This is a genomic window from Actinoplanes sp. OR16 (assembly GCF_004001265.1).
Taxonomy (GTDB): Bacteria; Actinomycetota; Actinomycetes; order Mycobacteriales; family Micromonosporaceae; genus Actinoplanes.
In genome coordinates, this window is the sequence record NZ_AP019371.1 from 7,207,039 (window position 1) to 7,232,857 (window position 25,819).

The window sequence follows — 25,819 nt, forward strand, 5'->3', positions numbered from 1 at the left end:
CACGGTAGTGCCGGTGGCGGTCTCAGCCGGCGGTTATCGCCATACCCGACCGGTCCAGCCAGGCGGTCAGCTCGGCGGCCGGCAGCGGGCGGCTGATGTGGTAGCCCTGCGCCTCGTCACAGCCGAGGTCACCGAGAGCGCGCAGCGCGTCCTCGTTCTCGACGCCCTCGGCGACGACCCGCAGCCGCAGGTTCTTGGCCAGGTCGACGATCGCCCGCACGATGGTCTCGTCGCGGGTGTCCTCGCTCATCTTCATCACGAAACTGCGGTCGATCTTCAACTCGTGCGGGGGCATGTCCCGCAGGTGCGCGATCGAGGAGTACCCGGTCCCGAAGTCGTCGATCGAGATGTTGACGCCCCGCTCGCGCAGCCGCCGCAGCACCTCACCGGCGCGTTCCATGTCGGTGACCACCGCACTCTCGGTGATTTCCAAGGTCAAGAGCCTGGGGGGTACGCGGTGCCGCGCCAGCGCGTCGGTGATCACGCCGGGAAACGCCTCATCGGTGAGCGACCGCGCCGGGATGTTCACCGACACCGGAAGCTCATGGCCGAGCGCCGCCCACCGGCCCAGCTGGGCCAGCGCCTGGTTCAGCACGTCCGCGGTGACCAGGTCGATCAGTCCGCTCTCCTCGGCCGGCGGGATGAACGCGTCCGGGCCGAGCAGCCCCCGCGTCGGGTGCTGCCAGCGGACCAGGGCCTCGGCGCCGCACGGCCGGCGGCTCGCCACGTCGATCTTCGGCTGGTAGTAGACCACGAGCTCGCCGCGGCCGATGCCCTGCCGCAGCTCGCTCTGCAGGCTCAGCCGGCTGGTGTCGCCGGTGTCGAGCGCCGGGTCGTACGCGGCGACACCACCGTGGCGGCGCTTGGCGTCGTACATGGCGACGTCGGCGTGCTGCAGCAGCTGTTCGGCGTCGTGGCCGTCACCCGGGTAGGAGGCGACGCCGATGCTGGCGTCGATGTCGACGAGCAGGTCATTGAGCGAGATCGGCCGGCGCAGCGCGTCCAGGATCCGGTGGCCGGCCTGCTGGGCCTGGTCCGGCGCGGCCGGCAGGACCAGCGCGAACTCGTCGCCGCCGAGCCGCACCACGACGTCACCGGCGCGGCGGTCGTCGCCGAGGCGGTGCGCGACCTCGACGAGCAGCTCGTCGCCGGCGTGGTGGCCGAGCGTGTCGTTCACCTCCTTGAACCGGTCGAGGTCGATCAGCAGCAGGCTGAACGGCAGGCCGCGGCGGACGGCGGCGTCGAGCTCGTGGTGCAGCTTGGCGCGGTTGCCGAGCCCGGTCAGCGAGTCGTGGGTGGCCTCGTGCAGCCGCTGGGCGGCCTGGCGTTCGGCGCGCCGCTGGTAGCCGATGAGCACCCAGGCGCAGAGCGCGAACAGCGCCAGCACGACGCAGATCGTCGCCACGGCGACGACCTGCAGCAGGTCGGCGCGCCGGTTCACCTCGGTCAGGTAGGCGGAGAGCTCCTGCTGGTGGTGATCGCCGATGGCCAGGACGCTGTCGCGCAGCGGGGCGAAGGTGAGCGAGGCGAGGTCGGTGTATCCGGAGACGTTCGCGCCGTCGTCGGTATGCGCCATGATGTCCAGAACGATCCGGTTGTAGTTCTCATAGCTGCCGCGGATCGCGTCGAGTTCGGCCCGGTCGACGGCGTTCGTCCGCTGCAGCCAGTCCAGGTCGGCGCGGGCGGCGCCGAGCTTGCCGACCAGTTCCGCACGGCGGTACTCGGTGCCGCCGGTCGCCAGATACCCGCGCAGCGCCGCGTCCTCGCTGTTGATCTGCACCGAGATCTTGTTCATGGTCTGGGTGATCGTCTGGACGCGGCGGACCTCTTCGGTGGTGTCGGCCGTGCCGGTGGAGGCCAGGACCGCCGACGCGGCCAGGATGACGATGCCCGCGGCGGTACCGGCGATGGCCGAGCGTGCCGTCGCGCGAGCATGCAGCAGGCGGGCCCACCGCCCGCGCGCCGACCGGTCGCCGGCGCCGTTCACCTTCACACGGTCTTGTTCGGCGCGCGCTTTGCTCAATTGAGGCCGTGGTGCTGTCGATGGGAGGGTGGTGCGTGCCCCGTCCGCCCGTCCGCCGCTCTTCGCCGACCGGGCGTTCCTGGCTGTCACGGCGCTGACGATCGTCGCCGCCGGTGCTTTCCTGCTGCAGGAACACACCGGCCCGCTGTGGCCCGGCCCGGTGAACTGGCTGCTGCTGGTCGCGGTCATCGTGCCGACCCTGATGCTGTGCCGCCGCGCCGAGACCGATCCGGCGTCCGCTCCGGTGGTCCGCCGCTACTGGCGCACCGCGCGGGCCGGGATAACGCTGTTCGTCGGCGTGGCGGTGCTGCGGATCCTGGCCGGAGCCGGCGCCGGCGACGGGCTGCTGGCAGCGTCAGTGGTGCTGCACGTTCTCGCCGGTCTGGTGCTCACCTGGCCGCTGGTCGGGCTGCCGTTCAGCGCCCGGGGCCGGGCCCGCCTGGTCGGGGTGTGGCTGGACCTGGGCACCCTCACCGCGGCGGCCGGCCTGCTGATCTGGCATTTCGTCGCCTCCGCCCAGTTCGACGACGGCCGGGTCTCCGCGGTCCGGGTGGCGTCCGCAGTCGTGATCATGGGTGCCGGCCTCAACGGCGTCTACCTGGCCGCGAAGGTCGTACTGGCCGGCGTCGACGCGTTCGCCCGGCGCGGGCTCGCCTGGATCGGCGGGTCGGCGCTGATCGGCGGACTCGGCTCGGCGATCAGCTTCCTGCACCCCCACCAGCCCACCGGCAACCTGCTGCTGCTGGTCCTGCCACTGGCCGCGTTCACGACGGCGACCGGGGCCCGGGTCCAGGTCGTCGACACCGCCGCCGGCGCCCGGCCGCAGCGAGCCCCGCGCGGCTACAGCCTGATGCCGTACGTGGCGATCGCCGCCGTGGACGCACTGATGATCTACAACAACGTCGAGCACACCGGGAGCGGGCTGCTCATCGACGGTGTCGCGGTGACGCTGACGACGTTGGTCGTGATCCGGCAACTGATCGCCTTCCGGCTCAACGACGCCCTGCTCGCGCGCATCGGCGTACAGGAGAAGCGGTTTCGCCTGCTGGTGCAGAACTCCACCGACATGGTGACCATCACCGATCCCTCGGGCACGCTCATCTACGTCAGCCCGGCGGCGCGGACCATGCTCGGCGCCGACCCGGACGACCTGATCGGCACCCCGGTCATGCGGCTGATGCACCCGGACGACCGGCCGCCCGTCCCCGAGGCGCCCGGCGACGTCACGACCTATCAAGTACGGGCACGGCACGCCGACGGCAGTCACCGCTGGCTCGAGGTGACCAGCGCGAACCTCACCGACGAGCCCAGCGTCGGCGGCATCGTGAGCAACGCCCGCGACATCACCGAGACCCGCGAGGTACGGGACCGGCTCAGCTACGAGGCCAGCCACGACCCGCTGACCTCGCTGGCCAACCGGTCGCTGTTCGGCAAACGCCTCGCCGCCGCCGTCAGCGGCGCCGGCCCGGACACCCCGGTCGGCATCGTCCTGGTCGACCTGCACGACTTCAAGACCATCAACGACTCGCTCGGGCACGCGACCGGCGACGCGCTGCTGGTGCACGTGGCCGAGCGGCTGCGCGCCGGCGTGCGCCCGGCCGACACGGTCGCCCGGCTCGGCGGCGACGAGTTCGCGGTGCTGTTCGAAGGCGCCGACAGCGCGGCCGTCGACCAGGTGCTGACCCGGATCATGACGGCCCTGCTCGAACCCGCCGTCATCGGCGGTGAGCCGATGACCGTCCGCGCCCGCTTCGGCGTCGTCGACGGCCACGGCGGCGACGACCCCGGCGACCTGCTGCGCCGCGCCGGCATCGCCATGCACGAGGCGAAAGCCCGCGGCCAGGGTGCCGTCGAACGCTACCGGCCCGGCATGGAAGCCCACGGTGCCGAACGCCGGCGCCGCGTCACCGAACTGCACACCGCGATCGAAACCGGTCAGCTGGTGACCTACTTCCAGCCGGTCGTGACCCTGCCCGACGGCCGGATCACCGGCGCCGAGGCCCTGGTCCGCTGGCAGCACCCCACCGAGGGCCTGCTCGGGCCCGGCGCGTTCATCGACACCGCCGAGCAGAGCGGCCTCATCGTCGCGCTCGGCGCCTGGGTGCTGCGCGACGCCGTCCGCGAAGCCGCCGGCTGGCCCGGCGGACGAACCGTGTCGGTGAACGTCTCCGCCCGCCAGCTGCGCGAACCGAACTTCCCGGACCTGGTGGCGGCGGCGCTGCGCGACAGCGGCCTGCCGGCACACCGGCTCACCGTGGAGATCACCGAATCGCTGGCGGTCGGCGGCGGCGCCACCAGCGACAACCTGCGGGCGCTGCGCGACAGCGGCGTACGGCTCTCGCTCGACGACTTCGGCACCGGCGCGTCCACGCTCAGCCTGCTCGCCAGCTTCCCCGCCGACCAGATCAAACTGGACCGCTCGTTCGTGCCCGACGACGACTCCTCCGCGATCGCCGACGCCGTCGTGCAGATGGCCCGGGCGTTCGGCCTGCAAGCCGTCGCCGAAGGCGTCGAGACCGCCGAGCAGGCCGCCCGGCTGACCGCGCTCGGCTACGAACGTGCCCAGGGCTTCTACTTCGCCCGCCCGATGCCGGCGGCCGATCTGCGCGCCCTCATGAGCGGCACTTCGTCCGGCGGCGCTTCGCCCAGCGGCGCTTCGTCCAGCGGTGCTTCGGCCGGATCGCGCATCGACCGCCGTCGTCTGCGCGAGGCTCCCTGATCCGCACGAGGTCTGGTCAGCGGTCAGGCGCACCGGCAGCTCGGCCGGGCCGTGCATCAGCAGGCCGCCGCGCCAGGACAGGTGCTCGGGCGGGACCGCGAGGCGCAGATCCGGGAAGCGGGCGAACACACGGCCCACGGCGATCCGCGCCTCGAGGCGGGCCAGGGGCGCGCTCAGGCAGAAGTGGACGCCGTGCCCGAACGCCAGATGCCCGGCGTCGTCGCGGCCGGGGTCGAAGGCGTCCGGGTCACTGAACCGGTCCGGGTCGCGGTTGACCGCCGGCAGCGAGACCAGCACCTCCTCCACCACGGCGGGCAGCCGGTCCGGGTCGCGGTGTTCCGGGTACCGGCAGAGTGAGCCGGTCCCCGTCGTCGACGACCGCCGGCAGCGCACTGAGCAGATCGTCGGCGGGCTGGGCGCGTTTGCGGGCGAGCAGCTCACGCAGGGAGGCGACGATCTGCGACATCGCCGTGACCAGGTCGGCCGGACCGGCGCCACCGGTGATGACGACGGTGGACCAGGCGTGCTCCTCGACGGTGCGGCAAACCTCGCCTATCCCACCACATCGATCTGAATCGGCTCGGCACCGTTCGGATAGATCTCGTATCCCGCTTCCGGGTCGTCGGCCTGGTCCACCGGAACGACAGCGATGCCGTAGTCCGGCCTCGGCAGGAAACCGTAGTCAGCGGGCGGCTCATACTTCCAGACGGCGGCGATGCGAACCTCCGTCGGCGGTATCCCCACCATGCAATTCATCCCGGCCTCCAGTTCCGCGACGTCGGGTTCGATCCGCCACGGCGTGTTGTTCCAGTCGGGATGGTCCGGATCCGCGCGGAAGCTGAACGCGCCTCGCCACACGTTCTCGGACTCGGGATCCTGCTCACGCCATGGCCACGTGACCGTCACATATCTGGCGGTGACCCTGGTGACCTGCGAATCGAAGGGCTCAGCGGAGATGACCAGCCGGTCGCCGACGTTCACTCGGGTGCCTCATGCTCCGCAGAGGCGATCACCGACGACGTCGTGATTCCGGCCCAGTCGTCCAGATAGCGGCCTGTCAGGTCGATCCCGTCGTGGGGGCTGTCAGGGATGCGCACCAGATCGTCGGGCAGCATGATCATGCTTTCTACAGCATGCGGGCTCGTCCTCGGCAGAGCAGGGGCGATCGCTGCCGTCACCTCGGCGGTGCGGCGCGTCGGCGTGTGGCGCCAGCCCTCACCTCGCAGCGCGTGGCGCCGGCCCCCACTGCGCACCGCGGCGCCAGCCCCCACCTCGCAGCGAGTGACGCCAGCCCCCACTGCGGATCTTGAGCGTTTCTCCACCCCATGAGGTGGCCAATCGCTCAAGATCCGCCAGGAGTGGGAGGCGGACGATGCCGAGCCGCCGGGAGCGGGAGTCGAGCCGGGCACCGGGAGCCTGGACAGGAGTTGGTCCGGCGGCATGCGCGGACACCGAGAACCGCTGAGTCAGAGATGATCATCTACGCTCTCGGCCATGAGTGATCGATTCCTGGTTCGGGTGAAGCCGGATGCCGCGTATCCCGAGGTCGCCACGGTGCGTGCGGGTCTGCGGGCCGGCGACTGGCAGGCCTGCCGGGCCGTACTGGACCAGGCCGAGCCGGGCGACCGGACCGCGATCATTCGTGGCGTCGACGACACCCGGCGAGTCGGTGCGCTGCTGGACCGGGTGACCGCCGCCGATCCGGACGACAGCACGGCCGCGGCGACGCTCGGCTATCTCATGATCGCGGGTGCCTGGCGGATCCGGACCGGGGCTCGTGCCCGGTACGTCGGCCGGTGGCGGTTCGCGCGGTTTCACGCCCGCCTGTTCGAGGCCGAGAAGGTGTTGCGGGCCGCCCTTGACCGCACCCCGTCCGACCCGGCGCTCTGGTCGGCCTCGCTGCTGACCGCCCGCGGGCTGGAGTTCGGCCTGGTCGAGGCACGAGCGCGGTACGCCCGGGTCGCCGAGATCGATCCGCACCATTACATCGCGCAGAGCCAGATGGTGCAGCAGCTGAGCCCGAAGTGGGGTGGTTCGTGGCCGGCGGTCCTGGCGTTCGCCCGCGAGGCGATGCTGACGGCTCCCGCGGGCGCGCACACCGCGACTCTCGTGGCCGAGGCGCACCTCGAGGGGTGGCTGGAGAGCGGTGATCACTACTTCCGGCGGCCCGAGGTCCGCCGGGATGTCGTCGCGGCGGCCGAGCGCTCGGTGCTGCACCCGGAGTTCCGGCGCGGCATCGGGTGGGTTCAGGTGGTGAACACGTTCGCGCTGGCGTTCACCCTGATGCGGGAGCGTGAATCGGCGGCGGCGATGTTCCGGGCGGCCGGTCCGTACTGTTCGGCGTACCCCTGGTTCTATCGCGACAGCCCGGTGGCCGCCTTCCGGCAGGCGCGGGCCCAGGCCTTGGGCTGGTCCGGCCCGGCCGTCGTGGACCGGCTGCTCGCGGTGACCAGCCCGTCGAACCGGCGAGGCATCTTCGGCCTGCTCGGCATGGCCTGGCGCTGAAGCCCGCTCAGGACGTCGGGACCACGATCGACCTGTCCGCCTGACTATGCTGCGGCGGTGAAATTCAAGCTCGTCGCTGTCTTTGTCGTGCTCGTCCTGTCCGGATTCTGGTGGATTCATGTGTCCGTTGAGCGCTCGGTTCGGCTGGAGATCTCGACCGGCAGCGGGTCGGTCGGCCGGGTCCAGTGGCGGGTCGGCAGCGGGGACGAGCAGTCGGACGGCGGGCGGCTGGCGACACCGTGGACTCTGACGGTCACGGTGAAACGCCTCAGTGGTTTCGTGACGCTGGCCGCGCTGTCCCGCCCCGATGACACCGTCACCTGCCGCATCCTCGTCGACGGCGAGCCGGCGGCCGAGTCGACGTCGGCGCAGGCGGCCGGCTGCACCGCCACTCTGGGGTAGACGCGCGCACCTCACGCCCGAGCGGCCGGCCCGGCGAACCGTGAACGCGGTGGCGTAGGAAATTTCACCGATGTGGGCGGTCGCGGCACCTCATAGCCTCGCGGCAAAAGGGGGAGGCGATCGCGGTGTACGACACCCTCACCGTGCGAATGTCCACAACCGCCGGCGGAGACTGTCTCGTCTGTGTACGCGGCGAGCTCGACTTCGGCACGCGCTCGCAGTTCCTGGCGGGGATGGCACTGCTGCTGGCCGAGTATCGCCCCCACCGGGTGCACCTGGACCTGACCGGCCTCACGTTCTGTGACTGCGCCGGGCTGCGCGCCATCCAGGCCGTCGGCCTGCTCGGTGAGGCCAGGCATCGCGTACGGATCACCGCTGCCAGCCAATGTGTCGACCTGTTGATGCGACTGTGCCACATCGAACACTTATGGGGTCACCGACCTGCTTGATCCGCCGGCCGGGGCGATACTGGGTGATGGCTGCCGACCCGCGTCACCTGTCGCACCTGGCAGCAGAGCTGTCCCGCATCGGCGGGTCCGCGCTCTCCGGCCGGGATCGAGCCGAGGCCGTGCTGGACCTGCTGCACAAGGTGTACCCGTTCGACGCCGGCTTCGTCGGCCTGTTCGATCCGCGGGTGCAGCGTCAGGTGTCGCTGACCAGTCGCGGACACTCCGCCCGGGTGCGGCACTACCATGAGAGCCCGCAACTGATCGAGGACTTCGCTCAGGTGGCGCTGTTGCGGCCACATCAGCCACCCGTACAAGTCAATGATCTGATGCCTGGATCAGCGGCGATGCGTGGCTGGTGGGAGATAATGCGTCCGGCCGGGTTCCGCTCCGCGATCGGGTTGGTGCTGACCACCGCCGACGGCCGCTACCTGGGCAATCTCGGACTGCAGAGTGCCAACGGGCAGGGTCCGGGCGACGATGAGGTACGCCTGCTGCACCAGGTCACCCGGCTGATCGCCGACATCCTCGACCCGCTGCGCTCGGTCGCCGCGGTCGCCGCCCTGGTCGCGAACGCCCATGCCGGTGTAGGGCTGACCCATGCCGAGACGACCGTCGCCGTGCCCGGTCTGCCCGGCGATCCGGTGCTCGATGAGGGTTCCCCGCTGTTGCGGGCGACGGCCGGGCGGCTGCGCGGCGGACCACAACTCTTCACGTTCCTCAGTTTCGCGGCCGGTCCCGGATTCGTCCGGGTCACCGCTCTGGCCTGCCCGCCACAGCCGGCCAGTGATCTGCACGCCGTCGTCGTCCTGTCGCCGCCACCCGATCAACATGGCCTCACGCTGCGCGAGTTGCAGGTGCTCGGCCTGCTGGTCGACGGATGCAGCAACACCGAGATCGCCGTGGCCCTGCGGATGGCGCCGCGCACGGCCGTGGCCCACCTCGAGCACATCATGATCAAGCTGGTGGCGCCGACCCGCACCCTCGCCGCCGTCAAGGCTCTGCGCCAGGGTCTCTACATCCCCGCCGAGCTCAGCCTCGGCCCCCAACGAGCCGCAGTGTCATGATCGATACGCTGATCGCCGAGCTCACGGCCGTCGCCTATGGTCCCGGCCCGCTCACGATCCGAGCCACCGCTCTCCTGCATCCTTTACAGGCCCTTCTCCGGTACGACGGAGTCAGCATCACCCTCCGTGACCCCGAACGAGACCGTCACGAGCCGGTGATCCAACGAGGGTGCGAGCCCGACGACACCGTCGTGGTGACCGAGCTGGACGCCGCGGACGGACTGCTCGGCCTGCATTTCCGCGGCTCGACGGCGATTCCCGCGGGGCTGGCCGCACTCCTCGGCACGGTGGGCCCGCTCATCGCCCACGCCGTCGACCCTCGTCCGGCCCTGGCAGTGACGGCTTCCCTGGTCACCGCCACCTACGCCGGGATCGTCCTCACGCGAGCGGGCGACACCGAGGAGCTACCCGGCCTGCCAGGTCATCCCCTGCTGACCCGCGGCTCCCCCACCCTCGCCGAGGCCCGCGCCTGCCTCACCACGGGCGCCGCCCCCGCCAGCTATCTGGCCGGCGCCTCCAGCCGATACGCCCAGGTCACCGTGCTCTCCACCGCGGACATCCCGCCAGGCCACCGCATCGGGGTCGCACTGCTCTCCACCCCACCCGACCTGCGCGACCTCACCCACCACGAGCTGACCCTGCTCGGCATGCGTCTCGCCGGCCGCCGCACCCGGGACACGATCGCGATGATGGACGTCATCCGCCACAAACTGGGCGTCTCTTCACGAGCGAAGGCCCTGCTGTACGCCGCCGCGCACGGGCTCTACCTGCCCGCCGGCGCCTGCGGCGAGCCGTGAACCCAGGCTTCGCAGCCATGTCACGGCACCGAGTTCCGCGCGGAGGTCCAGTCCGCCCTGCTGCAGACGGAGGCGCCGCATCGCGGTGGCGGGCTGCTCGGCATCCGGATCGGCTGAGACTCCGGGTTGCATCCTGTACCCGGGTACGGCCTTACCGTCGATGCATGACCACCGCCGAGTGGGTGCCCGACGCATGCACCCTGCCCACCGCCGACCGCCCGCTGCGGCTGGCCGCGTTCGACGATCTGTTCAGCACCGCACTGCGTGGCCAGCAGCGGCCGTCACGCACGACGCTGAGCTGGGACCTCGATCCGATCGCCGGACCGGCCGCCCGCGCGTTGACCGCCAGGGAGAGTAGCTGCTGCTCGTTCTTCCGCTTCGCGTTCTCGCCGGGCGGCGACGGGCTGCGGCTGGACGTGACGGTTCCGGAGGCGCAGGTCGCGGTCCTCGACGCGCTGCAGCAGCGGGCGGCCGGTCGGATGCGGTCATGACCGGTCTGCGCAGCAGCCAACTCGCCGGCGCGGCCGGGGTGAATCCGCAGACCCTGCGCTACTACGAGCGGCGGGGGCTGCTCGCCGAACCGGAGCGCTGCGACGACCTGGCGACCTGCGCCGATCAGCCGTGCTGCCCGATCCCGTTCGCCACCATCACCCGCGGAGTCCCCGATGCCGGCCGAAGCTGACCACGCCCGCCGCCTGCTGCCGGCCGGTCTCACCGGGCTGTCCGGGATCGCCTGTGCCGCCTGCTGCCTCCTTCCGCTGCTCCTCGCCGCCGGTGTCGTGTCCGGAGCGGGCTGGGCCGCGGCCACCGCCTGGCTGCCGGGCGTCGCCCTCGCCCTGGCCGCGGCCGCCGGCGGCGCCTGGTGGTGGGCTTCCCGCCGGCACCGCCGTGCCGCCTGTGCGGGAGGCGACTGTGCCTGCTCGGCACGCTGATGATCACGTACGGGTAGGTTTCGGGCATGACCGTCGCCCGCTCGCTGCTGCTGTTCGCTCTCGCCGCGCTCGCTGAGATCGGCGGGGCGTGGCTGATCTGGCAGGGGTGGCGGGAGAACCGCGGCCTGTGGTGGGTCGCCGCCGGGGTCGTCGCGCTCGGCGCCTACGGGTTCGTCGCCACCCTGCAGCCGGACGCCAACTTCGGGAGGATCCTTGCCGCGTACGGCGGGGTCTTCGTGGCCGGGTCGCTCGTCTGGGGCATGGTCGTCGACAAGTTCCGGCCGGATCGGTGGGACGTCATCGGCGCCGCGATCTGCCTGATCGGCGTCGTCGTGATCATGTATGCGCCGCGCACGGCAGCCTGACCCACCGGCCTCACTGATCTTCACCCCAATCCGTGTACGTATGCATGTGCGTATCGTTACAAGTATGCGTATACTCCTCAGCGGAGGTGGTTCGGATGCCGAACAAGACGATCTACATTTCCGACGACGACATGTCCCTGCTGCACCGCGCCCAGGAGTTGACGGGCGGCAACCTGTCCGGCGCCATCGTCACGGCGCTGCGCCGGCTGATTCAGATCGAAGAGGCCAAACAAGCCGGGTACGACGAGATCACCGTCAAGGTCGGTCTCGGCAGTTCCTCCGTCAAACGCTTCCTCGGCACCGCCCTGGGCGAGTGGACGTCCGCCGGCAACGAGGGCGAGGAGACGTATTCGCTGTTCCGTACCAGCAAGGGCCGGTTCGCGGTTCATCACTCCCGGTCGGCGCTGACGACCCCGGTCGGCTCGAACGCGGAGCGCAGCAAGAAGTGGTCGACCGGCTGGCGAGGCTGGATCGGCGACTGGTCCCCGGACCAGGCGTGGATGCGGACGCCGGCGCAGGCCACGTTCGCCGTCGTCGACACGGTGGAGGAGCTGGAGCCGCTGTTGCCGGCGGAGTTGTATGTGGTGGCGCTGCAGAGTATCCGCGAGGAGCCGGAGGTGGAGGATCTCGACATCTGACCGCTGACGATCGCCCTGCCGATACCCCGCGCCGAGCCGGTGACCAGGGCCACCGTGCCGGGCAGGCTGGTCACTGCTGTTCGACCCAGTCGGTCGAGGCGGCGACGGCCTGCTGCGGCTCGATCTGGGCGAGCCGCTCGCGCAGCGCCGCCGTCACGAACTTGTACGCGTCCGAGCCGAGCACCAGCCGCATCGGCGCCGGGCTCTGGTCGGCGCTGTCGATGATCCGGGCGGCCATCTTCGCCGGGTCGCCCAGCGGCGGGCGGCTGCGGTCCTTGGCGCCGCGGACCATCGCCGCCGGGGTGCCGTCGTAGGCGGGGTTCGGCGCGGCCAGTTGCAGGCTGTCGAACCGGAACTCGGTGCGGGCGCCGCCGGGCTCGACGATGGTCATCTCGATGCCGAACGGGGCCACGTCCTTGGCGGTGCCCTCGATGAAGCCCTCGATGCCCCACTTGCCCGCGTGGTACAGCGACGCGCCCGGGTTGGTGGCCTGGCCGCCGTACGTGGAGATCTGGATGACCCGGCCACCGCCCTGCCCCCGCAGGTGCGGCAGGGCCGCGCGGACCACGGCGATGGAACCGATCAGGTTGGTGTTGATCTGGCCGAGGACCTGCTCGTCGGTGAGTTCCTCGGCCGCGCCGAACAGGCCGTAGCCGGCGTTGTTGACGACCACGTCGATGCGGCCGAGTTCGGCGAACGCCCGGTCGACGGTGGCCCGCACGTTCGGCAGGTCGGTCACGTCGAGGTTGGCCACCCAGAACTGCTCGCCGTACTTGCCGATCAGGTCGTCGACCGAGCCGGCCTTGCGGATCGTGCCGGCGACGCGATCGCCGCGCTCGAGCAGCTGCTCGGTCATCTGCCGGCCGAAGCCGCTGTTGACTCCGGTGATGAACCACGTCTTCGATGCCATCTCACGTTCCCTTTCGTGATTGCCTGCTGATCACTCTCCGCCGGATCCGCGGCAGTGTGCAGATCCCCGTTGTTCCTGGTAGTAGCAGGAACAGGAACCCGCACCCGGCGACGGCTACCGTGGTGATCATGAGTAAGAACAACGCCCTCGGTGACTTCCTGCGGGCCCGCCGCGAGCTGGTCACACCCGCCGAGGCAGGACTGCCCGGCGGCGGACTACGGCGGGTGCCGGGACTGCGCCGCGAAGAGGTGGCCATGCTCGCCGGCATCAGCGCCGAGTACTACCTGCGGCTGGAACAGGGCCGCGACCGCACACCGTCGGCGCAGGTCGTGGAAGCGCTCGCGCGGGTGCTGAAACTGGACGCGGAAGGCGCCGGATACCTCGCGGACCTGGCCCGCCCTCAACCACGGCGCACCAGGGGGCGTTCCGTCGAGCAGGTACCCGCGGGGATCGCGATGCTGCTGCCCACGCTGAACGTGCCGGCCTTCGTGGTCAACCGCTACCGCGACGTGCTCGCCGCCAACACGCTGGCGATCTCGCTGTCCCCGCTGATGCAACCAGGTACCAACCGCCTCGTCGCGCTGTTCACCGACCCGCAGGCCCGCACGTACCACCCGGACCTCGACGCCGACATCGGCAACGTCGTGGCGCAGCTGCGTGCCGAGATGGGCGCCGACACCGACGATCCGCGCCTGCAATCCCTGATCGGCGAGCTGTCGCTGAAAAGCGAGCAGTTCCGCAAGCTGTGGGCGCGGCATGACATCCACCGGGGCGGCAACGACACCGGAGTCATCCGGCATCCGCAGGTCGGTGAGATGTCACTGCGGCGGGAGAAGCTCGCCATCATCGGCGGCGACGGCCTGCAGATGGTGGTGTATCACGCGGAGCCCGGCAGCCCCGCCGCCGACCGCCTCGTCCTGCTGGCCACGCTGGCGGCGTCGGCCGAGGACCGCGACGCCGAGCATCACCCGCAGTGAACCGGCAGCCTCAGCCGATCAGTGCCGTGATCAGGTCTTCGGCCGGGGTGCTGCGCGGACGATCGCTGACCTGGCCGTCGCCGATCTCCACGATCCGCCACCGGCCGTCGGTGTGCCGGACGAGGTCGGCGGTCACGAACGGCAGGTCCAGCGCGCGGATCGCCGGGGCGAACGCGCTGACGTCCAGGTCCGCGGGCGGCAGGTCGGCGTCGGTGTCCGGGTGGGCGGTCACGAGGCGGCATTCACCCCCGATCCACCAGGTACGCACCTCCGCACCGCTGAAGGACTCGAACCGCCGGATCACGAATCCCCCGGTGAAGTCGTCGCCGCGCAGCTCCCGCATCCGCGCCGCGATCCCCCAGGCGCCCGCGGTGCCGGCGTCGGCCGGGATGTACGCGGCCTCATCCCAGTAGTGCTTCATCGACTTGGTGAAGTCGCGCAGCACCGCCGGTCCGGATCCCCATTCCTCGTACGCCGCAGCGAACGATTCCCGGCCGTCCCCGTCGCTCCACACCGTGTCCGGCGTGTGCTCACGGATCGTGTCGTACCAGCCGGGCAGTTCATGACCGCGCTGATAGTCGCGCGGGGTGGTCCGCAGCGTGACACCGCGTGCGGTGAGCGCGCCGGCCATCGCCGTGTACTGCTCGCTGCGCAGCATCCATCCGCGGTAGACCGCGTCGTCGCCGGCGGGCACCCGGCCGACGGCCTGGTCCGGGTCGCCTCCGCCGGTCAGTGCGTCGTGGTCCACGACGGCGACCTCGATTCCGGCGTACCGCGCTGCTTGCGCCTCGTCGGCGAAGTGCTCATCGGGTCGGCGCGGGCGCAGGACGTCGGCGGGAACCAGCAGCAGCATCGGTCCATGATGGGCGCCGGACCCGCCATGGCGCGCGCCATTTCCACGCGCTTGGAAGAAGCCGGCCCGGTAACGAGCTCTCCCGCCGCGGCCATTGCGTGATCGCGGACGAGGGGCGTTCCGTCGCCCGCGATCACGGTGTCCTCAGAATCGGGGTGGGGTCGGCGATGCCGGCGTCAGGATCCCGCCGGCCCTGGTACGCACCGCGTGGGCGGCCACGGCGGCGTTGCGCACGACGGCGGCCGTGTCGTGGCTGACCATCTCGCGGTGACGTTTCACGATGCGCCCGTCGATCAGCACGGTGTCGATGTTGGCCGGGGTCGCCGAACGCACCAGCGTCGACTCCAGGTCGCCGATCGGTGCGATGTTGATGTCGTCGGCGCGGATCAGCACGATGTCGGCCCGCTTGCCGGGGGTGATCGAGCCGGTCACCGCGTCCAGCCCGAGCGCCCGGGCGCCGTTGATCGTGGCCATCTCGATGGCCTGGCGGAACACCATGGCCGGCAGCTGCTCGGTGTCGGTGCCGATCCACGGGATGCCCAGATTCCAGGCCACGTTCATCGACTCGAACATGTTGATCGGCGCCAGCGAGGAGGCGTCGAAGGAGAGCGAGACGGTGATGCCGGCGGCGAGCATCCGCAGCAGCTGGCCGTGGAAGCCGCCGGCGGTGCCGAGACGCAGCTCGGAGTGGACCGAGAAACTGACCGGAGATTTCGTACGGACCATCGCCTGCCGGTCGGCCTCGTCGAACGGCAGGGCGTGGCAGAGCAGGAAGTCCGGACCGAGATAGCCCATCTTCTCGATGTCGGCGGCGTGCACCGCGGTCGTCGGCCCCTGACCGGAGTGCACCGACACCGGCAGGCCACGCTTGCGGGACTCGGTCATCTCCAGGTGGAAGTTCGCCGGCTGACCCGGTCCGCGCAGGTTCACCCCGAGGTGGACGAGGCCGCCGAACGGTGACTTCGCGCCGAACCAGGTACGCCGGACCCGGTCGATGTCGGCGAAGTCGATCGGCTGGGTGGCGGGCTGGCCGTCGCGGTGGCCGTACGAGTAACGCGCCCGGACCAAACCGTCGGCGTGCGCTTGCAACTCGGCGTCCGCCCACGCCGGGCCGCGCACGTTGTGCGCCCAGTTGTTGACCGTGGTGATGCCGGCGCCGGCGGCTTCGACGAGGCCGAGCAGCACGCTGTCGTAGAAGTCGTCGGGCTGGTAGGCGGCCACGGTGGCGGTCTTCGCGGCGAAGTATTCGAAGCCGGTGGAGACGAAGTTGCGGCCCAGCGCACTCCACATGTGGTAGTGCGTCTCGACGAACCCGGGCATGGCGATCATGCGGGAGGCGTCGATGACGGTCGCGCCTCGCGCCTTCAAGCCGGCGCCGACCGCGACGATCCGGCCGTCCTTGACCTCGATGTCGGCGCGGGCCTGGTTACCTATCTTCGGGTCGACCGAGACGAGCGCCGCCCCTTTGATCAGGTAGTGGCCGCGGGATGGCTTCCGGCCACTGCCGGTGCGGTGCCGGGAGGTCGCGGCGGCGGGGTCCCGGCCGCTGTTTCCTGACCGATCAGATGTTGTGACGGACGTATTTCCGGCATCACGCGCCAACGGCGATGCCCCAGCCGCAGGGGGATCGGCTGGGGCATCGCTGGTCTTTCCGGTTTTCAGTAACCGAAGTCCTGGGTGTAGTACGGGGTGCCGTTGGCGGAGAAGACGGCGCCGACGCCGACGGTGGTCGACTTGCAGTTGAGGATGTTGGTGCGGTGGCCGGGGCTCTTCATCCAGCCGTCGACGACCTGCTTGGCGGTGCGGTAGCCCCAGGCGATGTTCTCCGCCGACGGCTTCGTGTAGCCGGCGGCCTTGCTGCGGGCGACGAAGTTCGAGTTGCTGCGGCCGGTGTGGGAGAACGTGCCGGTCTGCGCCATCCAGGCGCTGTGGCCGCGGGCGGCGGTGGTGAGCTTGGCGTCGGTCTTGAGCGCGGCGCAGCCGTGCGCGGTGCGCTGGACGTTGATGAGGCGGTTGATCTCGGTCTGCAGGGTGGTCTCGCTGGCCTTCACCGGCGCGGCCTGAGCGGATCCGGCGGTCATCGTGGCGAGGCCGAGAGCGGCCGGGGCGATGAGAGCGGCGGCCAGGGCGAAGCGGCGAAGAGCGTTACGCAAGAGCAGTCCCTTTCGTCGGTGTTCCGTGCTTGCACCGTTCTATTCGGCGCAGGCCGGGCACGTTCGATCACCGCCGGGGAGTGTGAAGGTCGCGGGCCGGTTGCGAGCACCGGCCCGGCTACATCGCCTCGGCCTGGCTCTCCTTCAGCAGGGCGGTCATCGCGTCGTTCTCCGTCGTCTGCTCGTTGATCACATGCTTGGCCATGCTGTGGATGTAGGCGTTGCCACCGCCGGCGTCGAGCAGCGACCGGGACATCGTGATGGCGCCCCGGTGATGTTCGATCATCAGGCGCAGGAAGACGGCCGGCGCTGCCCGGGCGCCTGCCCGGTCCAGTTCGCCGAGCTGTTCGCGGGTCAGCATGCCGTGGTCCGCGCCGGCCGGGGCGGCGCCGATCGGTGGCCGGCCCCAGGCGAGCAGCCACGCGTTCGTCACGTCGATCTCGCGCTGCTGGTCGCGCTCGATGAACTCGGCGATCAGGCGGATCCGCTCCGGAACCCGCCCCTTGGCGATCAGCGTCCGGCTCATCGCGACCGCCTGCTCGTGGTGCGCCACCATCATGCGCGCGTAGTGCTCGTCGACGGCGGTGGGCGCGCCGGCCCGCACCGACGCCACCGGTCCGGCCTCGGGCCGCACCACACCGGTGTCACGCAGCAGGAGGACGGTCAGGCCGGTGACCGCGAGGCTGAGCACCGCAGCGAGACGGCGGTTCATGGAAGGCTCCCTCCGCAGAGCGCGGCCGGCCCGGCCCGACGACCGGGCCGGCCGCGGTTCAGCCGCCGACGCCCGAGGGCTCGGGTTCGGGCTCCGGGTTGCCGTTCTGACCGGTGCGCTCGTCGGGCGTCAGCTGGTTCATCGCGGTGAAGTCGCGCGGCACCAGGTCGAAGCCCTGCCAGTGCATCGGCATCGGGCTCTGGTCCTCGTCGCGTGGCACGTGGTGGAAGCCGACCCGGACCCACATGACCGGGTCGGTCATCGTCTCCTTGTCCTTGACGAAGTCGAGGACGGTGCTGATGTCCGGCGGGCACTCCGGGTCGGAGGCGTTGCCGCTGGCGTACTTCTCGCACGGGTTCTTCTGGCTGAAGGTGACGTCCGGTTTCGTCTCCGGGTGTCCCTCGTACCGGTCGTCGCCGCCGTTGACCAGTTCGTAGGACCGCAGGTGCCCGTCGGTGTTCTTGCTGGTCTTGCTGGTCACCCGCCACCACCGCTGGTTCACCTTGGAGAAGGTGCCCTCCTTGGCGATCGTGGTACGGGTGGTCTTCAGCTTGGCGTTCGAGTCGCCCTGACCGTCGAGCGTGGTGTCGTACTGGTCGACGCGCTCGCCGCCCTTGCCGGCGATGTTGAAGTCCACCCGCCAGAACGCGTTGTGGTAGTGCATCGTCGCCTTGTAGTCCGCGCCCTGGCCGATCGGCCAGCCACGGGCGGCGTCCGATTCGGTGCCCGGCGCCAGGTCACCGGTGGCGCCGAGCCGGGCCGAGATCTGGCCGTCGTCGTGCAGCCGGTACTCGGTCACGTACTCGTACCAGCCCAGCTTGCTGATGCTGCGCAGCACCAGGTCGTGCCCCTGCTTGGTGGACAGGACACTGCTCGGCCCGTTGTCGTCCCAGGTCTCCTCACGCCCGCGGTAGGCCAGGCCGGTGGGCTCGGCGCTGACGCAGAGCACCTCACGCAGCTGCGGCTCCCCCGACCCGTCCGAGCCGAGCCGGCTCGAGCCGCCCTTGCAGTCGTCGCCGTCGAGTGTCTCCAGGAAGTAGCCGCCCATGCCCAGGTCGGTCAGGTCGTCGAACTCCATGTCGCCGCTGTCGTACGGCACGTGCAGCTGGGCGAGCCGGATCGAGTCGAGGACCTGCACCGGTTCCGGGTTGCGGGTGGTGGAGACGGAGACCTTCTCCAGGATCAGCCCGGCCTTGTCGTGGATCCGCCAGCACATCTGCCAGGTGGTGCCGTTCGGCAGCGTCTCCTTGACGGTCGAGGCAGCGCTGCAGGGCAGCACCGGCGCGGCCTGGACGGGCGCCGGCACGGCGGCGCCCAGCAGGGCACCGGTCATCAGCGCGGTCGCGCCCACGAGGTTTCGGTACGACATGCTGGCCCTCACTGCAGGCGGGCGACCGTGCGCCCGGAGAGGTCGACGACGTAGTCGCTGGCGGTGAGGAACGTGCCGTCCTCGGTCTGCACGATGAGCTGCACACAGCGGCTCCTGCCACACTGGCTCGCGCCCTTGTCGGCGGGTTTCGCCGTGTAGATGTGCGCGGTCGGCACGAGCCCGCCGGTTCCGGTGAGCGTCTTGCCGGTGGCCGTGCGGTACGCGTCCTTGAAGCCGCTGCTGACCGGGTCGGCGACCAGCAGTTCGAGCGCGGTCCGGGACTCCTGCTCGGATGCCGGCGGCTGCATCCCGGTGGCGGCGTACGACTTGGCGAGCGTGCCCGCCTTCAGGTCGACGACCTGCTTGATGAGCTTCTCGGTCTTGTAGTCGTAGTAGTACAGCTCGGCCTGCCGGCCGCCGGCGTCGGTGTCCACCTCGGCCGAGAGGTACTCCGGTCCGGCCTTGCCGGTCACGTCCTTCGCCTGCGCGGCGAGCTGCGGGGTGAGCGCGAGCGCCCGGGCCTTCTCCACCTCGCCGCTGGTCAGGGCGTCACTCCCCCAGCCGGTGGCGGCCTCGGGCAGCGGGCTGGGATCGGTGACGGACGGCTGCTCGGCCGCCACCGTCGGGGTCGGCGGGGTCGGCGCGGCGTTGGCCTGCCACGCGGCGAACCCGAAGGCGGTCACCGCTGAGGTCGTCGCGATGCCGAGCCCCCAGGCCCATTGTCTGAATCGAGTCACTCTCTCGTTCCCTCCCGTCGCGGTCCGCAGAAGACCTTCATCGACGGGAGGTGATATTCATGTGAAGTGCACGGCGACGAACGCCGGAGCAACAATTCGCGCCTTGAAGGCTTGCTGGTCATCGATCGACTTGTTACGCGCGCAGGCCGGAGTATTTAATTTATCGGCCATCGTCCGGTGCGGAACGGTCAGCGGACCGGGCCGCGGCTGGCGCGGCTGGTCCGGATCGACGCCAGGCCGCCGAGTCCGGCCGCGGTCAGGCCCAGAGCGACGGCCGCGTACCCGCCGACGATGCCGTTGCCGGTTCCCGGCCCACCGTCGGCGGTGGCGATCACCATGATGCCGATGACAGCGCTGATCAGTCCGGTCGTCAGGGCGATCATCGACAGCCGGCGGCTGACACGGGACACGGCCAGGGAACCGACGACGACGCCGGCCACGGCGAGAACCGCCGCCGTGGTCGCGACGACACGATCACCGGTCAGCGAGTAGGCGGGAACGGTCGATGCCGCGATCAGGCCGGTGGGGAGCATGCGGACCTCCTGGAGGGAGCAGTGGACATGTCTCCTCGAGCCTGTCCGGTCGCCCCGCACCTGGCATCGTGCCGCTGCGGTCATTTCCGGCTGCGTCGTCCGCGGCAGGCCGATGCTGCGGACGCAGGCGTCCCGGGGCGGCCTACCGCGGGCGCAGCAGCGGCGGCTGCTGCGTTCGTACGAGTCGCCGGGGTTCCCGGTCGGGCTAGGGTGCGGGCATGGGTGGCGTGTGGCCTGAGCGCCGGGACTGGGCGATCGCCGCCGGTGCGGCGGCCATCCTGCTGGCCGCCGGGCTGATCGGCGACGGCGCGGACTCCGCTGTGGTTCCGGCCGGGGCGGTTCTGCTGGTGGTGAGCGGGCTGGCGCTTGCCGTACGCCGCCGTGCTCCGGTCGTGGTCCTGGTCGTCACCGGTCTGTGCGCCGTCGGTTATCAGGCGGCGGGGTTCGACGTGTTCGCGGTGGCGTACCTGATCGCCGTGTACGGCGCGGTGCGGGCCGGGAAGCGGCTCGTCACGCTGGTGACGAGCGTGATCGTGCTGGCGGCGTTGCCGGTGGCGGCGATGGTGTCCGGTCTGGCCGCCCGCGAGGCGTTCACTCAGGCGCGGGGTGTCCTCGAGCTGGCATGGCTGATCGCGGCGGCGGCGGCCGGGGAGGCGCTGCGGCAGGCGGAGAGCCGCGCCGAGCTGGCTGAGCGTTCCCGGGAGGAGATCGCCCTGCGCCGCGCCGACGAGGAGCGGTTGCGTATCGCGCGGGAGCTGCACGACTCCCTCACCCATCAGATCTCGGTGATCAAGGTGCAGGCGGAGGCGGCGGTGCACGTGGCACAGAAGCGCGGCGAACCGGTACCGGAGGCGTTGCTGGCGATCCGGGACGCGGGTCGTGAGGCGGCCCGGGAGCTGCGCGAGACCTTGGGAACGCTGCGCGACGACACCGGCGCCCGGGCGTACGGCCTCGATCAGGTGCCGGATCTGGTGCGGCGGGCGTGCGCGAACGGGCTGGAGGCCACCTTGACGGTCGACGGCCGGCGAAACGGCCTGCCGCATGACGTGGATCGCGCGGCGTACCGGATCGTGCAGGAGTCTCTGACCAATGTCACCCGCCATGCGGCGGCGACGTCGGCGTGGGTACGCATCGAGCATCGCCCCGGCGCCGTCGTCGTCCACGTCGAGGACGACGGCATCGCCGACCACGCGACGGCGGTGGTGCCCGGTGTCGGCCTGCTGGGCATGCGGGAACGGGTGGCCGCTCTCGGCGGGCGCCTGGATGCCGGGCCACGCCGCGACGGCGGCTTCGGCGTACACGCCGAACTGCCCGTGGGGCCGGGCTCGTGATCCGGGTGCTGCTGGTCGACGACCAGCCGCTCATCCGCAGCGGGTTCCGTGCGCTGCTCGACGCCGAGGACGACATCGAGGTGGTGGCCGAGGCCGGTGACGGCGCCGAGGGGATCGCCCTGGCCCGCCGGCACCTGCCGGACCTGGCGTTGCTCGACATCCAGATGCCCGGTCTCGACGGCATCGAGGCCACCCGCCGCATCGCGGCCGACCCTCTTCTCGCCGCGATGCACGTCGTCGTCCTGACCAACTACGGTTTCGACGAGTACGTGTTCAACGCGCTGCGCGCCGGCGCCGCCGGATTCCTGGTGAAGGACATCCTGCCGGAGGACTTCCTGCACGCCGTACGGGTGGCCGCGCGCGGTGACGCCCTGCTCGCGCCCTCGATCACCCGCAAGCTGATCGACCGGTTCGTCAGCCAGCCACCACCGAACACCGCCGCGGTGAGCGCCCTGAGCCGGCTGACCAACCGGGAGAGGGAAGCGGTCACCCTGGTCGCCCGTGGCCTGTCCAACCAGCAGATCGCCGACTCCATGGTGATCACACCGGTGACGGCGAAGACCCACATCAACCGGGCCATGACCAAGTTGCACGCCCGGGACCGGGCACAACTCGTGGTCATCGCCTACGAATCGGGCCTGATCCCACGCGGCCCGGCCACGCTCGGGCCGTGACGGGGCAGGGCGGGGTCGGTCTCGCGCACTGCCGCCTGGATCGTCAGCTCCCAGCCCTTCGCATACGCGCTCGCGAACCCCTCCGCGCCCAGTGCGGCGTGGCCACGTCCGGTGAGTTCGCGAACCTGAGGATCGGTGCGATCACGGGTGCCGCGCAGACGGGACGCGGCACCGAGCAGGACGGCGGCGGCGTGATGGTCTTGTTGCGCCGCAGCGAGCCACGCCGACTGCACCGCGACCACCGCCAGCATCGGCCGGTCGCGGGTGTCCAGCGCGGCGGCGTACGCCTCGCGCAGTGCCTCGTCTGCGCCGGCCAGGTCACCCCGGGCCACACAGAGCCCGGCTCGCACACTGCCCGCCAGGGCGCGCCCGTGGTCGTTGTGCCATGCCCGCCCGGCGTCGTCGAGCAGCGTGGCGGCGCCGTCCAGATCACCCATCCGTACCCGAACGGCGGCCTCGCGCACATCCACGAGGTAGCGGATCTGCGGGTTTGCCGCGTGCAGCGCCCGCTCCCGGGCGGCCCCGATCGTCCTGATCGCCGCATCGATGTCGCCGAGCCGCAGGTGCAGGTCGACCCAGCGGAGGTCCCGGTCCACCTGATCACCGGGGGTGAGCGAACCGAACTCGCCGGACAGCGCGGCGGCGTCGGTCAGGTCGGCCAGGCATCGTCGCCGGCGGCCAGGTGCCCGAAGACCGCCAGGGCGGCGGTCTCCTCCTCCACATAGGCCAGTAACACCGGACCGAGGACGCCGACGAGGCCCGGTGACGCCGGGTGGGCGAGCAGCTGATCGGCGAGCTCACGCATCCGGCCGACGGAGGCCTGCGCGGCCGCCGAGGCCGGGGTGACACCGCCGGGCAGGACGGCGATGCGCTCCGCGACGGTACGGGTGGCGGCGTCGAGCAGATCCCAGCTCCATGCGATCACCGCCCGCAGCGTGCGGTGCCGCGCGACGGCGGAGCGGCTGCCGGTGCCGAGGACGCGGAACCGGTCGGACAGGTCGGCCGGCGACAGCGTGCGCAGCCGGGCCGCGGCCAGTTCCAGCGCGAGTGGCATCCCGTCCAGGCTGCGCACCACCCGCACGATCGCGGGCAGGCTGGCCGCGTCGGCCGTGAATCCGGGACACACGGCCGCGGCCCGGTCGGCGAACAGCCGCACTGACGCCGCCGTCAGCGCCTGCTCCGGGCCGTCGTCCGGATCCGGTACGGGCAGCGGGCCGAGCGGCACCAGGGCCTCGCCGTCGATGGCGACCGGCTCCCGGCTGGTGGCGAGCACCCGCAGCCCGGAGCAGCGGGTCAGCAGCGCCGCCACCAGCTGCGCGACCGCGTCGATCAGGTGCTCGCAGTTGTCAACGAGCAGCAGGATGTCCCGGCCGCCGAGCTGATCGGCCAGCACCTCGAGATCCTCGCCGCCGGCCCGGCGACGCGCCTGGAACATGGCGTCGCCGCGCATCCCGATCCCGGCCAGCACCGCCGCGCCGACCTCGGCCGGTTCGGCGACCGGTTCGTGATCACGCCGGTGAGTTCTGATGCCGCCGCCACAGGCGCGACACTGCTCAGGCGGGATTGACGGTCCAGGTGAAGGTGACGACGGTGGACCGCTGCTCGTCGTCGGTGACGGTCAGGGTCACCGGGTAGACGCCCGGCTCCTGCGGGGTGCCCCAGACGAGGCTGTCGTAGCCGTCCACGCCCGGCGGCAGCCCGGACCACGAATAGGTCATCTCGATGCCGTCGTCGGAGGCGATTACGAAGAAGACGTCCTCCTCGCCGACCACGCCGACGCGGTCCTCGATGGGCCGGACCACCGGCGGCCCGGTGATCGCCCAGTACACGGTGGTCACGCCGGCGTGCCCGCCGGAGTCGGTCACGGTGATGGTGGACAGCGTGGAGCCGTGCGCGGCGATCGTCCCGGTGATCAACCCGTCGGCGCTGATGGACAGGCCGCGGGGCAGGTCGGTGGCAGTGAAGGTGATCTCGTCGCCTTGCGGGTCACGGGCCTGGATCCGCAGGTTCACCGCGTCGCCGACCAGGTGCTGCTGGACGTCGGGCCGGGTCACCGCGGGCTCCTGCTGGGCCGGGACCGTCCCGTCCACGCCGGCCGCAGCCCAGGCCGCGTCCACGGTGGTGTGTTCGACGCTGCTCGCGCCGTACAGGTCGGCCGCGGCCTTGAGGGTGGCCTCCCGGGCGCCACCGAAGTTGGTGTTCGACAGCATGTAGACGGTCAGCGCCCGGTACCAGATCCGGCCGGCCGCCTCGTTGCCGATGCCGGTCACCGCCGGCGCGCCGTTGCAGGTCGGGCTGTTGCCCCAGGCGGTTTCGCCGCTGCCGACCGCCAAGGTGTAGAAGAACTTGTTCGCCACACCGGACGACTCGTGCACGTCGAGGTATCCCACCGAGGGACTCCAGCACGACGCGGACGTGAAGTCGCGGTCCGGGTCGTCCATGTAGCGCAGGGTCACCCCGGTCTTCTCGCCGACCAGATAGTCGGGCCGGTCCTGCGGGTTGTCGGCGGCGAACTCGACGAGGGTGCCGAAGATGTCGCTGGTCGCCTCGTTCAGCCCACCGGACTCACCGTCGTAGATCAGGTCGGCGGTGGCGTCGGTGACGGCGTGGGCGTACTCGTGCGCCACGATGTCCAGCGACACGAACGGGCCGTATCCGGAGCCGCCGTCGCCGAAGCCCATGCAGAAGCAGAAGGCGTCGAAGTAGGCGTTGGCGTCGTCGAAGTGGACCTGCGCGCCCGGTACCGAGCCGTCGTCGCGGACCCCGCTGCGCCCGTGCTGGTCCTTGAAGTAGTCGTACGTCTCGGCCAGCCCGTAGTGCACGTCGGCCGCGACCGTCGCCGGGTCGGCAAGGGTGCCGTCACCCCACACGTTGTCGGCGTCCACCAGCGGTTCGGCACTGTCCCCGCCGCGCAGGCTGAGCACCCGGGCGCCGCCGCGCGCCGGATCGGCCAGCGTGTAGGAGCCGTCCTCGCGGCGCGTCGTGGTCAGCGGAACCTCGCCGTTGTAGAGCGTGCGCCCGGTGCCGGTCTCCGCACCGCGGAGCCCTTCGAAGGTGCGCCGCACCGCGCCGCTGCGCGCGTCCACCACGACGTTGAGCTCGCGCGGTTCGTCGCTGGTGACGACCACCTGCCAGGCCAGCGCCGGCGTGCCCTGGACCGCGTCGATGACCAGGTGGGCGCCGGCCTTCTGATGGGGGCCGCCGAACTCCTTCACCGCCACCGCCGTCGCCGTGCGGGCGCCGATCGCCGGCGTGACGCCGGTGGTGATCTTCTGGCGCTGGGCCACCGAGGCGTCACGGAAGCCGCCGTCCGGGTTGGCGTGCACCACGTAGTCACCGCCGAGCACCGGCAGCCCCCGGTAGGTCCGGTCGAACCGCACGTGCCGGGAGCCGTCCGGATCGACGACCACGCTACGGACCTGATAGTTCTCGGTCGCGGCGGCGCGGATGGCGGCGCCGTGCCGGCCGACGGTGTCGCGGGCGTCAGCGGCCGCCTGCATCCGTGTGGGCGGGGGCCGGTAGGCGCCGGGCGGCTCGGCGGGCGCCGCCGCCGCAGGTGATGCCCCGGCTGCCAGAAGGCCTGCTGCCAGCGCGAGCGCCGTCGCGCCGGCGGCCACCGGCCGTCGTCCGGCATGCCGGATAGTGCAGCGCATGTCGTTCCCCCGTGGTCGATGAC

The 25,819-nt window shown here is 71.2% G+C and carries 29 protein-coding genes and 1 pseudogene; 15 read left to right on the forward strand and 15 right to left on the reverse strand.

The features are described 5' to 3' along the window. Positions 1-22: 22 nt before the first annotated feature. Entirely contained in the window at positions 23-1,993 is a 1,971-nt protein-coding gene (locus EP757_RS33155; RefSeq protein ID WP_127552347.1) for a bifunctional diguanylate cyclase/phosphodiesterase, read from the reverse strand. A gap of 61 nt (positions 1,994-2,054) precedes the next feature. Between EP757_RS33155 and EP757_RS33160 the strand changes: the two genes are divergently transcribed. Continuing rightward, positions 2,055-4,742 (forward strand): bifunctional diguanylate cyclase/phosphodiesterase, encoded by a 2,688-nt coding sequence (locus EP757_RS33160; RefSeq protein WP_127552348.1) that lies wholly within the window; start codon positions 2,055-2,057, stop codon positions 4,740-4,742. A gap of 174 nt (positions 4,743-4,916) precedes the next feature. Here EP757_RS33160 and EP757_RS44190 read toward each other — a convergent pair. Continuing rightward, positions 4,917-5,051: pseudogene (locus EP757_RS44190) on the reverse strand (cytochrome P450); the annotation flags it as partial. Here EP757_RS44190 and EP757_RS44195 point away from each other — a divergent pair. Further along, positions 5,014-5,316: a hypothetical protein gene (locus EP757_RS44195; RefSeq protein ID WP_232050125.1), complete on the forward strand. Its 303-nt coding sequence runs from the start codon at positions 5,014-5,016 to the stop codon at positions 5,314-5,316. The pseudogene EP757_RS44190 and the gene EP757_RS44195 sit on opposite strands and share 38 nt — an antisense overlap. Here EP757_RS44195 and EP757_RS33170 read toward each other — a convergent pair. Next, positions 5,295-5,723: a hypothetical protein gene (locus EP757_RS33170; RefSeq protein WP_127552349.1), complete on the reverse strand. Its 429-nt coding sequence runs from the start codon at positions 5,721-5,723 to the stop codon at positions 5,295-5,297. The two genes, EP757_RS44195 and EP757_RS33170, sit on opposite strands and share 22 nt — an antisense overlap. After that, a complete protein-coding gene (locus EP757_RS43045) occupies positions 5,720-5,863 on the reverse strand; it encodes a hypothetical protein (protein ID WP_160165954.1) in 144 nt (47 codons plus the stop codon). Before EP757_RS43045 ends, EP757_RS33170 begins: the two co-directional genes overlap by 4 nt. Positions 5,864-6,236: 373 nt before the next feature. Here EP757_RS43045 and EP757_RS33175 point away from each other — a divergent pair, with 373 nt between their 5' ends. The 10 genes from EP757_RS33175 to EP757_RS33220 all read left to right on the forward strand — a co-directional run bounded on the left by EP757_RS33175 (position 6,237) and on the right by EP757_RS33220 (position 11,894). Then, the gene (locus tag EP757_RS33175; RefSeq protein ID WP_127552350.1) at positions 6,237-7,247 is read left to right on the forward strand and encodes a hypothetical protein; all 1,011 of its coding nucleotides are present in this window, start codon (positions 6,237-6,239) and stop codon (positions 7,245-7,247) included. Between the two features lie 57 nt (positions 7,248-7,304). Beyond that, the gene (locus EP757_RS33180) at positions 7,305-7,649 is read left to right on the forward strand and encodes an MmpS family transport accessory protein (protein WP_127552351.1); all 345 of its coding nucleotides are present in this window, start codon (positions 7,305-7,307) and stop codon (positions 7,647-7,649) included. A 125-nt stretch (positions 7,650-7,774) separates the two neighbouring features. Then, positions 7,775-8,098, forward strand: a complete 324-nt coding sequence (locus EP757_RS33185) for an STAS domain-containing protein (protein ID WP_160165955.1) — start codon at positions 7,775-7,777, stop codon at positions 8,096-8,098. 26 nt (positions 8,099-8,124) lie between these two features. Beyond that, the gene (locus EP757_RS33190; protein ID WP_160165956.1) at positions 8,125-9,162 is read left to right on the forward strand and encodes a helix-turn-helix transcriptional regulator; all 1,038 of its coding nucleotides are present in this window, start codon (positions 8,125-8,127) and stop codon (positions 9,160-9,162) included. Beyond that, a complete protein-coding gene (locus EP757_RS43050; protein ID WP_160165957.1) occupies positions 9,159-9,959 on the forward strand; it encodes a hypothetical protein in 801 nt (266 codons plus the stop codon). The genes EP757_RS33190 and EP757_RS43050 overlap by 4 nt, the downstream gene beginning before the upstream one ends. A 164-nt stretch (positions 9,960-10,123) precedes the next feature. Next, positions 10,124-10,450, forward strand: a complete 327-nt coding sequence (locus tag EP757_RS33200; RefSeq protein ID WP_127552354.1) for a hypothetical protein — start codon at positions 10,124-10,126, stop codon at positions 10,448-10,450. After that, positions 10,447-10,641, forward strand: a complete 195-nt coding sequence (locus tag EP757_RS33205) for a MerR family DNA-binding transcriptional regulator (RefSeq protein WP_127552355.1) — start codon at positions 10,447-10,449, stop codon at positions 10,639-10,641. Before EP757_RS33200 ends, EP757_RS33205 begins: the two co-directional genes overlap by 4 nt. Continuing rightward, positions 10,625-10,891, forward strand: coding sequence for a hypothetical protein (locus EP757_RS33210; RefSeq protein WP_127552356.1), 267 nt, complete (start codon positions 10,625-10,627; stop codon positions 10,889-10,891). Before EP757_RS33205 ends, EP757_RS33210 begins: the two co-directional genes overlap by 17 nt. 26 nt (positions 10,892-10,917) lie before the next feature. After that, positions 10,918-11,256, forward strand: a complete 339-nt coding sequence (locus tag EP757_RS33215; protein WP_127552357.1) for a YnfA family protein — start codon at positions 10,918-10,920, stop codon at positions 11,254-11,256. 95 nt (positions 11,257-11,351) lie between these two features. Further along, positions 11,352-11,894 carry an EXLDI protein gene (locus tag EP757_RS33220; RefSeq protein WP_160165958.1) on the forward strand — a complete coding sequence of 181 codons (543 nt, stop codon included), beginning with the start codon at positions 11,352-11,354 and terminating at the stop codon, positions 11,892-11,894. A gap of 70 nt (positions 11,895-11,964) precedes the next feature. Here EP757_RS33220 and EP757_RS33225 read toward each other — a convergent pair whose 3' ends face one another. Further along, positions 11,965-12,804: an SDR family oxidoreductase gene (locus EP757_RS33225; RefSeq protein ID WP_127552359.1), complete on the reverse strand. Its 840-nt coding sequence runs from the start codon at positions 12,802-12,804 to the stop codon at positions 11,965-11,967. A gap of 128 nt (positions 12,805-12,932) precedes the next feature. Between EP757_RS33225 and EP757_RS33230 the strand changes: the two genes are divergently transcribed. Continuing rightward, a complete protein-coding gene (locus EP757_RS33230; RefSeq protein WP_127552360.1) occupies positions 12,933-13,781 on the forward strand; it encodes a helix-turn-helix domain-containing protein in 849 nt (282 codons plus the stop codon). 10 nt (positions 13,782-13,791) lie between these two features. Here the strand turns inward: EP757_RS33230 and EP757_RS33235 are convergent, their stop codons facing one another. From EP757_RS33235 to EP757_RS33265, 7 genes are all read right to left on the reverse strand, one after another. Further along, positions 13,792-14,634, reverse strand: a complete 843-nt coding sequence (locus EP757_RS33235; RefSeq protein ID WP_127552361.1) for an ATP-grasp domain-containing protein — start codon at positions 14,632-14,634, stop codon at positions 13,792-13,794. Between the two features lie 144 nt (positions 14,635-14,778). Further along, on the reverse strand, positions 14,779-16,236 hold the full coding sequence (locus EP757_RS33240; RefSeq protein ID WP_197725433.1) for an amidohydrolase family protein: 1,458 nt from the start codon (positions 16,234-16,236) through the stop codon (positions 14,779-14,781). Positions 16,237-16,292: 56 nt separating this feature from the next. Beyond that, positions 16,293-16,715, reverse strand: a complete 423-nt coding sequence (locus EP757_RS33245; protein WP_127554552.1) for a CAP domain-containing protein — start codon at positions 16,713-16,715, stop codon at positions 16,293-16,295. Between the two features lie 190 nt (positions 16,716-16,905). Then, the gene (locus EP757_RS33250; protein ID WP_127552362.1) at positions 16,906-17,499 is read right to left on the reverse strand and encodes a DUF305 domain-containing protein; all 594 of its coding nucleotides are present in this window, start codon (positions 17,497-17,499) and stop codon (positions 16,906-16,908) included. Between the two features lie 58 nt (positions 17,500-17,557). Beyond that, positions 17,558-18,868 carry a primary-amine oxidase gene (locus EP757_RS33255; protein ID WP_232050127.1) on the reverse strand — a complete coding sequence of 437 codons (1,311 nt, stop codon included), beginning with the start codon at positions 18,866-18,868 and terminating at the stop codon, positions 17,558-17,560. 8 nt (positions 18,869-18,876) lie between these two features. Continuing rightward, entirely contained in the window at positions 18,877-19,605 is a 729-nt protein-coding gene (locus tag EP757_RS33260) for a hypothetical protein (protein ID WP_127552363.1), read from the reverse strand. A 188-nt stretch (positions 19,606-19,793) separates the two neighbouring features. Then, positions 19,794-20,138, reverse strand: a complete 345-nt coding sequence (locus EP757_RS33265; RefSeq protein ID WP_127552364.1) for a DUF6223 family protein — start codon at positions 20,136-20,138, stop codon at positions 19,794-19,796. A gap of 218 nt (positions 20,139-20,356) precedes the next feature. On the opposite strand from EP757_RS33265, the gene EP757_RS33270 reads away from it, so the two are divergent. Beyond that, on the forward strand, positions 20,357-21,469 hold the full coding sequence (locus tag EP757_RS33270) for a sensor histidine kinase (protein ID WP_127552365.1): 1,113 nt from the start codon (positions 20,357-20,359) through the stop codon (positions 21,467-21,469). Next, positions 21,466-22,143, forward strand: coding sequence for a response regulator transcription factor (locus EP757_RS33275; RefSeq protein WP_127552366.1), 678 nt, complete (start codon positions 21,466-21,468; stop codon positions 22,141-22,143). The genes EP757_RS33270 and EP757_RS33275 overlap by 4 nt, the downstream gene beginning before the upstream one ends. Here the strand turns inward: EP757_RS33275 and EP757_RS33280 are convergent. The 3 genes from EP757_RS33280 to EP757_RS33290 form a co-directional block, all read right to left on the reverse strand. Beyond that, entirely contained in the window at positions 22,095-22,739 is a 645-nt protein-coding gene (locus EP757_RS33280; RefSeq protein ID WP_127552367.1) for a hypothetical protein, read from the reverse strand. The genes EP757_RS33275 and EP757_RS33280 overlap by 49 nt on opposite strands. Positions 22,740-22,792: 53 nt before the next feature. After that, positions 22,793-23,611 carry a hypothetical protein gene (locus EP757_RS33285; RefSeq protein ID WP_197725434.1) on the reverse strand — a complete coding sequence of 273 codons (819 nt, stop codon included), beginning with the start codon at positions 23,609-23,611 and terminating at the stop codon, positions 22,793-22,795. A gap of 85 nt (positions 23,612-23,696) precedes the next feature. Further along, entirely contained in the window at positions 23,697-25,796 is a 2,100-nt protein-coding gene (locus EP757_RS33290; RefSeq protein ID WP_127552368.1) for a M4 family metallopeptidase, read from the reverse strand. Positions 25,797-25,819: the final 23 nt, after the last annotated feature.

Bases quoted from the DNA above. Each gene is read 5' to 3' on its own strand.
- EP757_RS33235 (WP_127552361.1), bottom strand. From the start codon at position 14,634: ATGCTGCTGCTGGTTCCCGCCGACGTCCTGCGCCCGCGCCGACCCGAT.
- EP757_RS33230 (WP_127552360.1), top strand. From the start codon at position 12,933: ATGAGTAAGAACAACGCCCTCGGTGACTTCCTGCGGGCCCGCCGCGAG.
- EP757_RS43045 (WP_160165954.1), bottom strand. From the start codon at position 5,863: ATGATCATGCTGCCCGACGATCTGGTGCGCATCCCTGACAGCCCCCAC.
- EP757_RS33270 (WP_127552365.1), top strand. From the start codon at position 20,357: ATGGGTGGCGTGTGGCCTGAGCGCCGGGACTGGGCGATCGCCGCCGGT.
- EP757_RS33265 (WP_127552364.1), bottom strand. From the start codon at position 20,138: ATGCTCCCCACCGGCCTGATCGCGGCATCGACCGTTCCCGCCTACTCG.
- EP757_RS33175 (WP_127552350.1), top strand. From the start codon at position 6,237: ATGAGTGATCGATTCCTGGTTCGGGTGAAGCCGGATGCCGCGTATCCC.
- EP757_RS33190 (WP_160165956.1), top strand. From the start codon at position 8,125: ATGGCTGCCGACCCGCGTCACCTGTCGCACCTGGCAGCAGAGCTGTCC.
- EP757_RS33210 (WP_127552356.1), top strand. From the start codon at position 10,625: ATGCCGGCCGAAGCTGACCACGCCCGCCGCCTGCTGCCGGCCGGTCTC.
- EP757_RS33255 (WP_232050127.1), bottom strand. From the start codon at position 18,868: ATGTCGTACCGAAACCTCGTGGGCGCGACCGCGCTGATGACCGGTGCC.
- EP757_RS33225 (WP_127552359.1), bottom strand. From the start codon at position 12,804: ATGGCATCGAAGACGTGGTTCATCACCGGAGTCAACAGCGGCTTCGGC.
- EP757_RS33245 (WP_127554552.1), bottom strand. From the start codon at position 16,715: ATGACCGCCGGATCCGCTCAGGCCGCGCCGGTGAAGGCCAGCGAGACC.
- EP757_RS33290 (WP_127552368.1), bottom strand. From the start codon at position 25,796: ATGCGCTGCACTATCCGGCATGCCGGACGACGGCCGGTGGCCGCCGGC.
- EP757_RS33220 (WP_160165958.1), top strand. From the start codon at position 11,352: ATGCCGAACAAGACGATCTACATTTCCGACGACGACATGTCCCTGCTG.
- EP757_RS33200 (WP_127552354.1), top strand. From the start codon at position 10,124: ATGACCACCGCCGAGTGGGTGCCCGACGCATGCACCCTGCCCACCGCC.
- EP757_RS33205 (WP_127552355.1), top strand. From the start codon at position 10,447: ATGACCGGTCTGCGCAGCAGCCAACTCGCCGGCGCGGCCGGGGTGAAT.
- EP757_RS33250 (WP_127552362.1), bottom strand. From the start codon at position 17,499: ATGAACCGCCGTCTCGCTGCGGTGCTCAGCCTCGCGGTCACCGGCCTG.
- EP757_RS43050 (WP_160165957.1), top strand. From the start codon at position 9,159: ATGATCGATACGCTGATCGCCGAGCTCACGGCCGTCGCCTATGGTCCC.
- EP757_RS33215 (WP_127552357.1), top strand. From the start codon at position 10,918: ATGACCGTCGCCCGCTCGCTGCTGCTGTTCGCTCTCGCCGCGCTCGCT.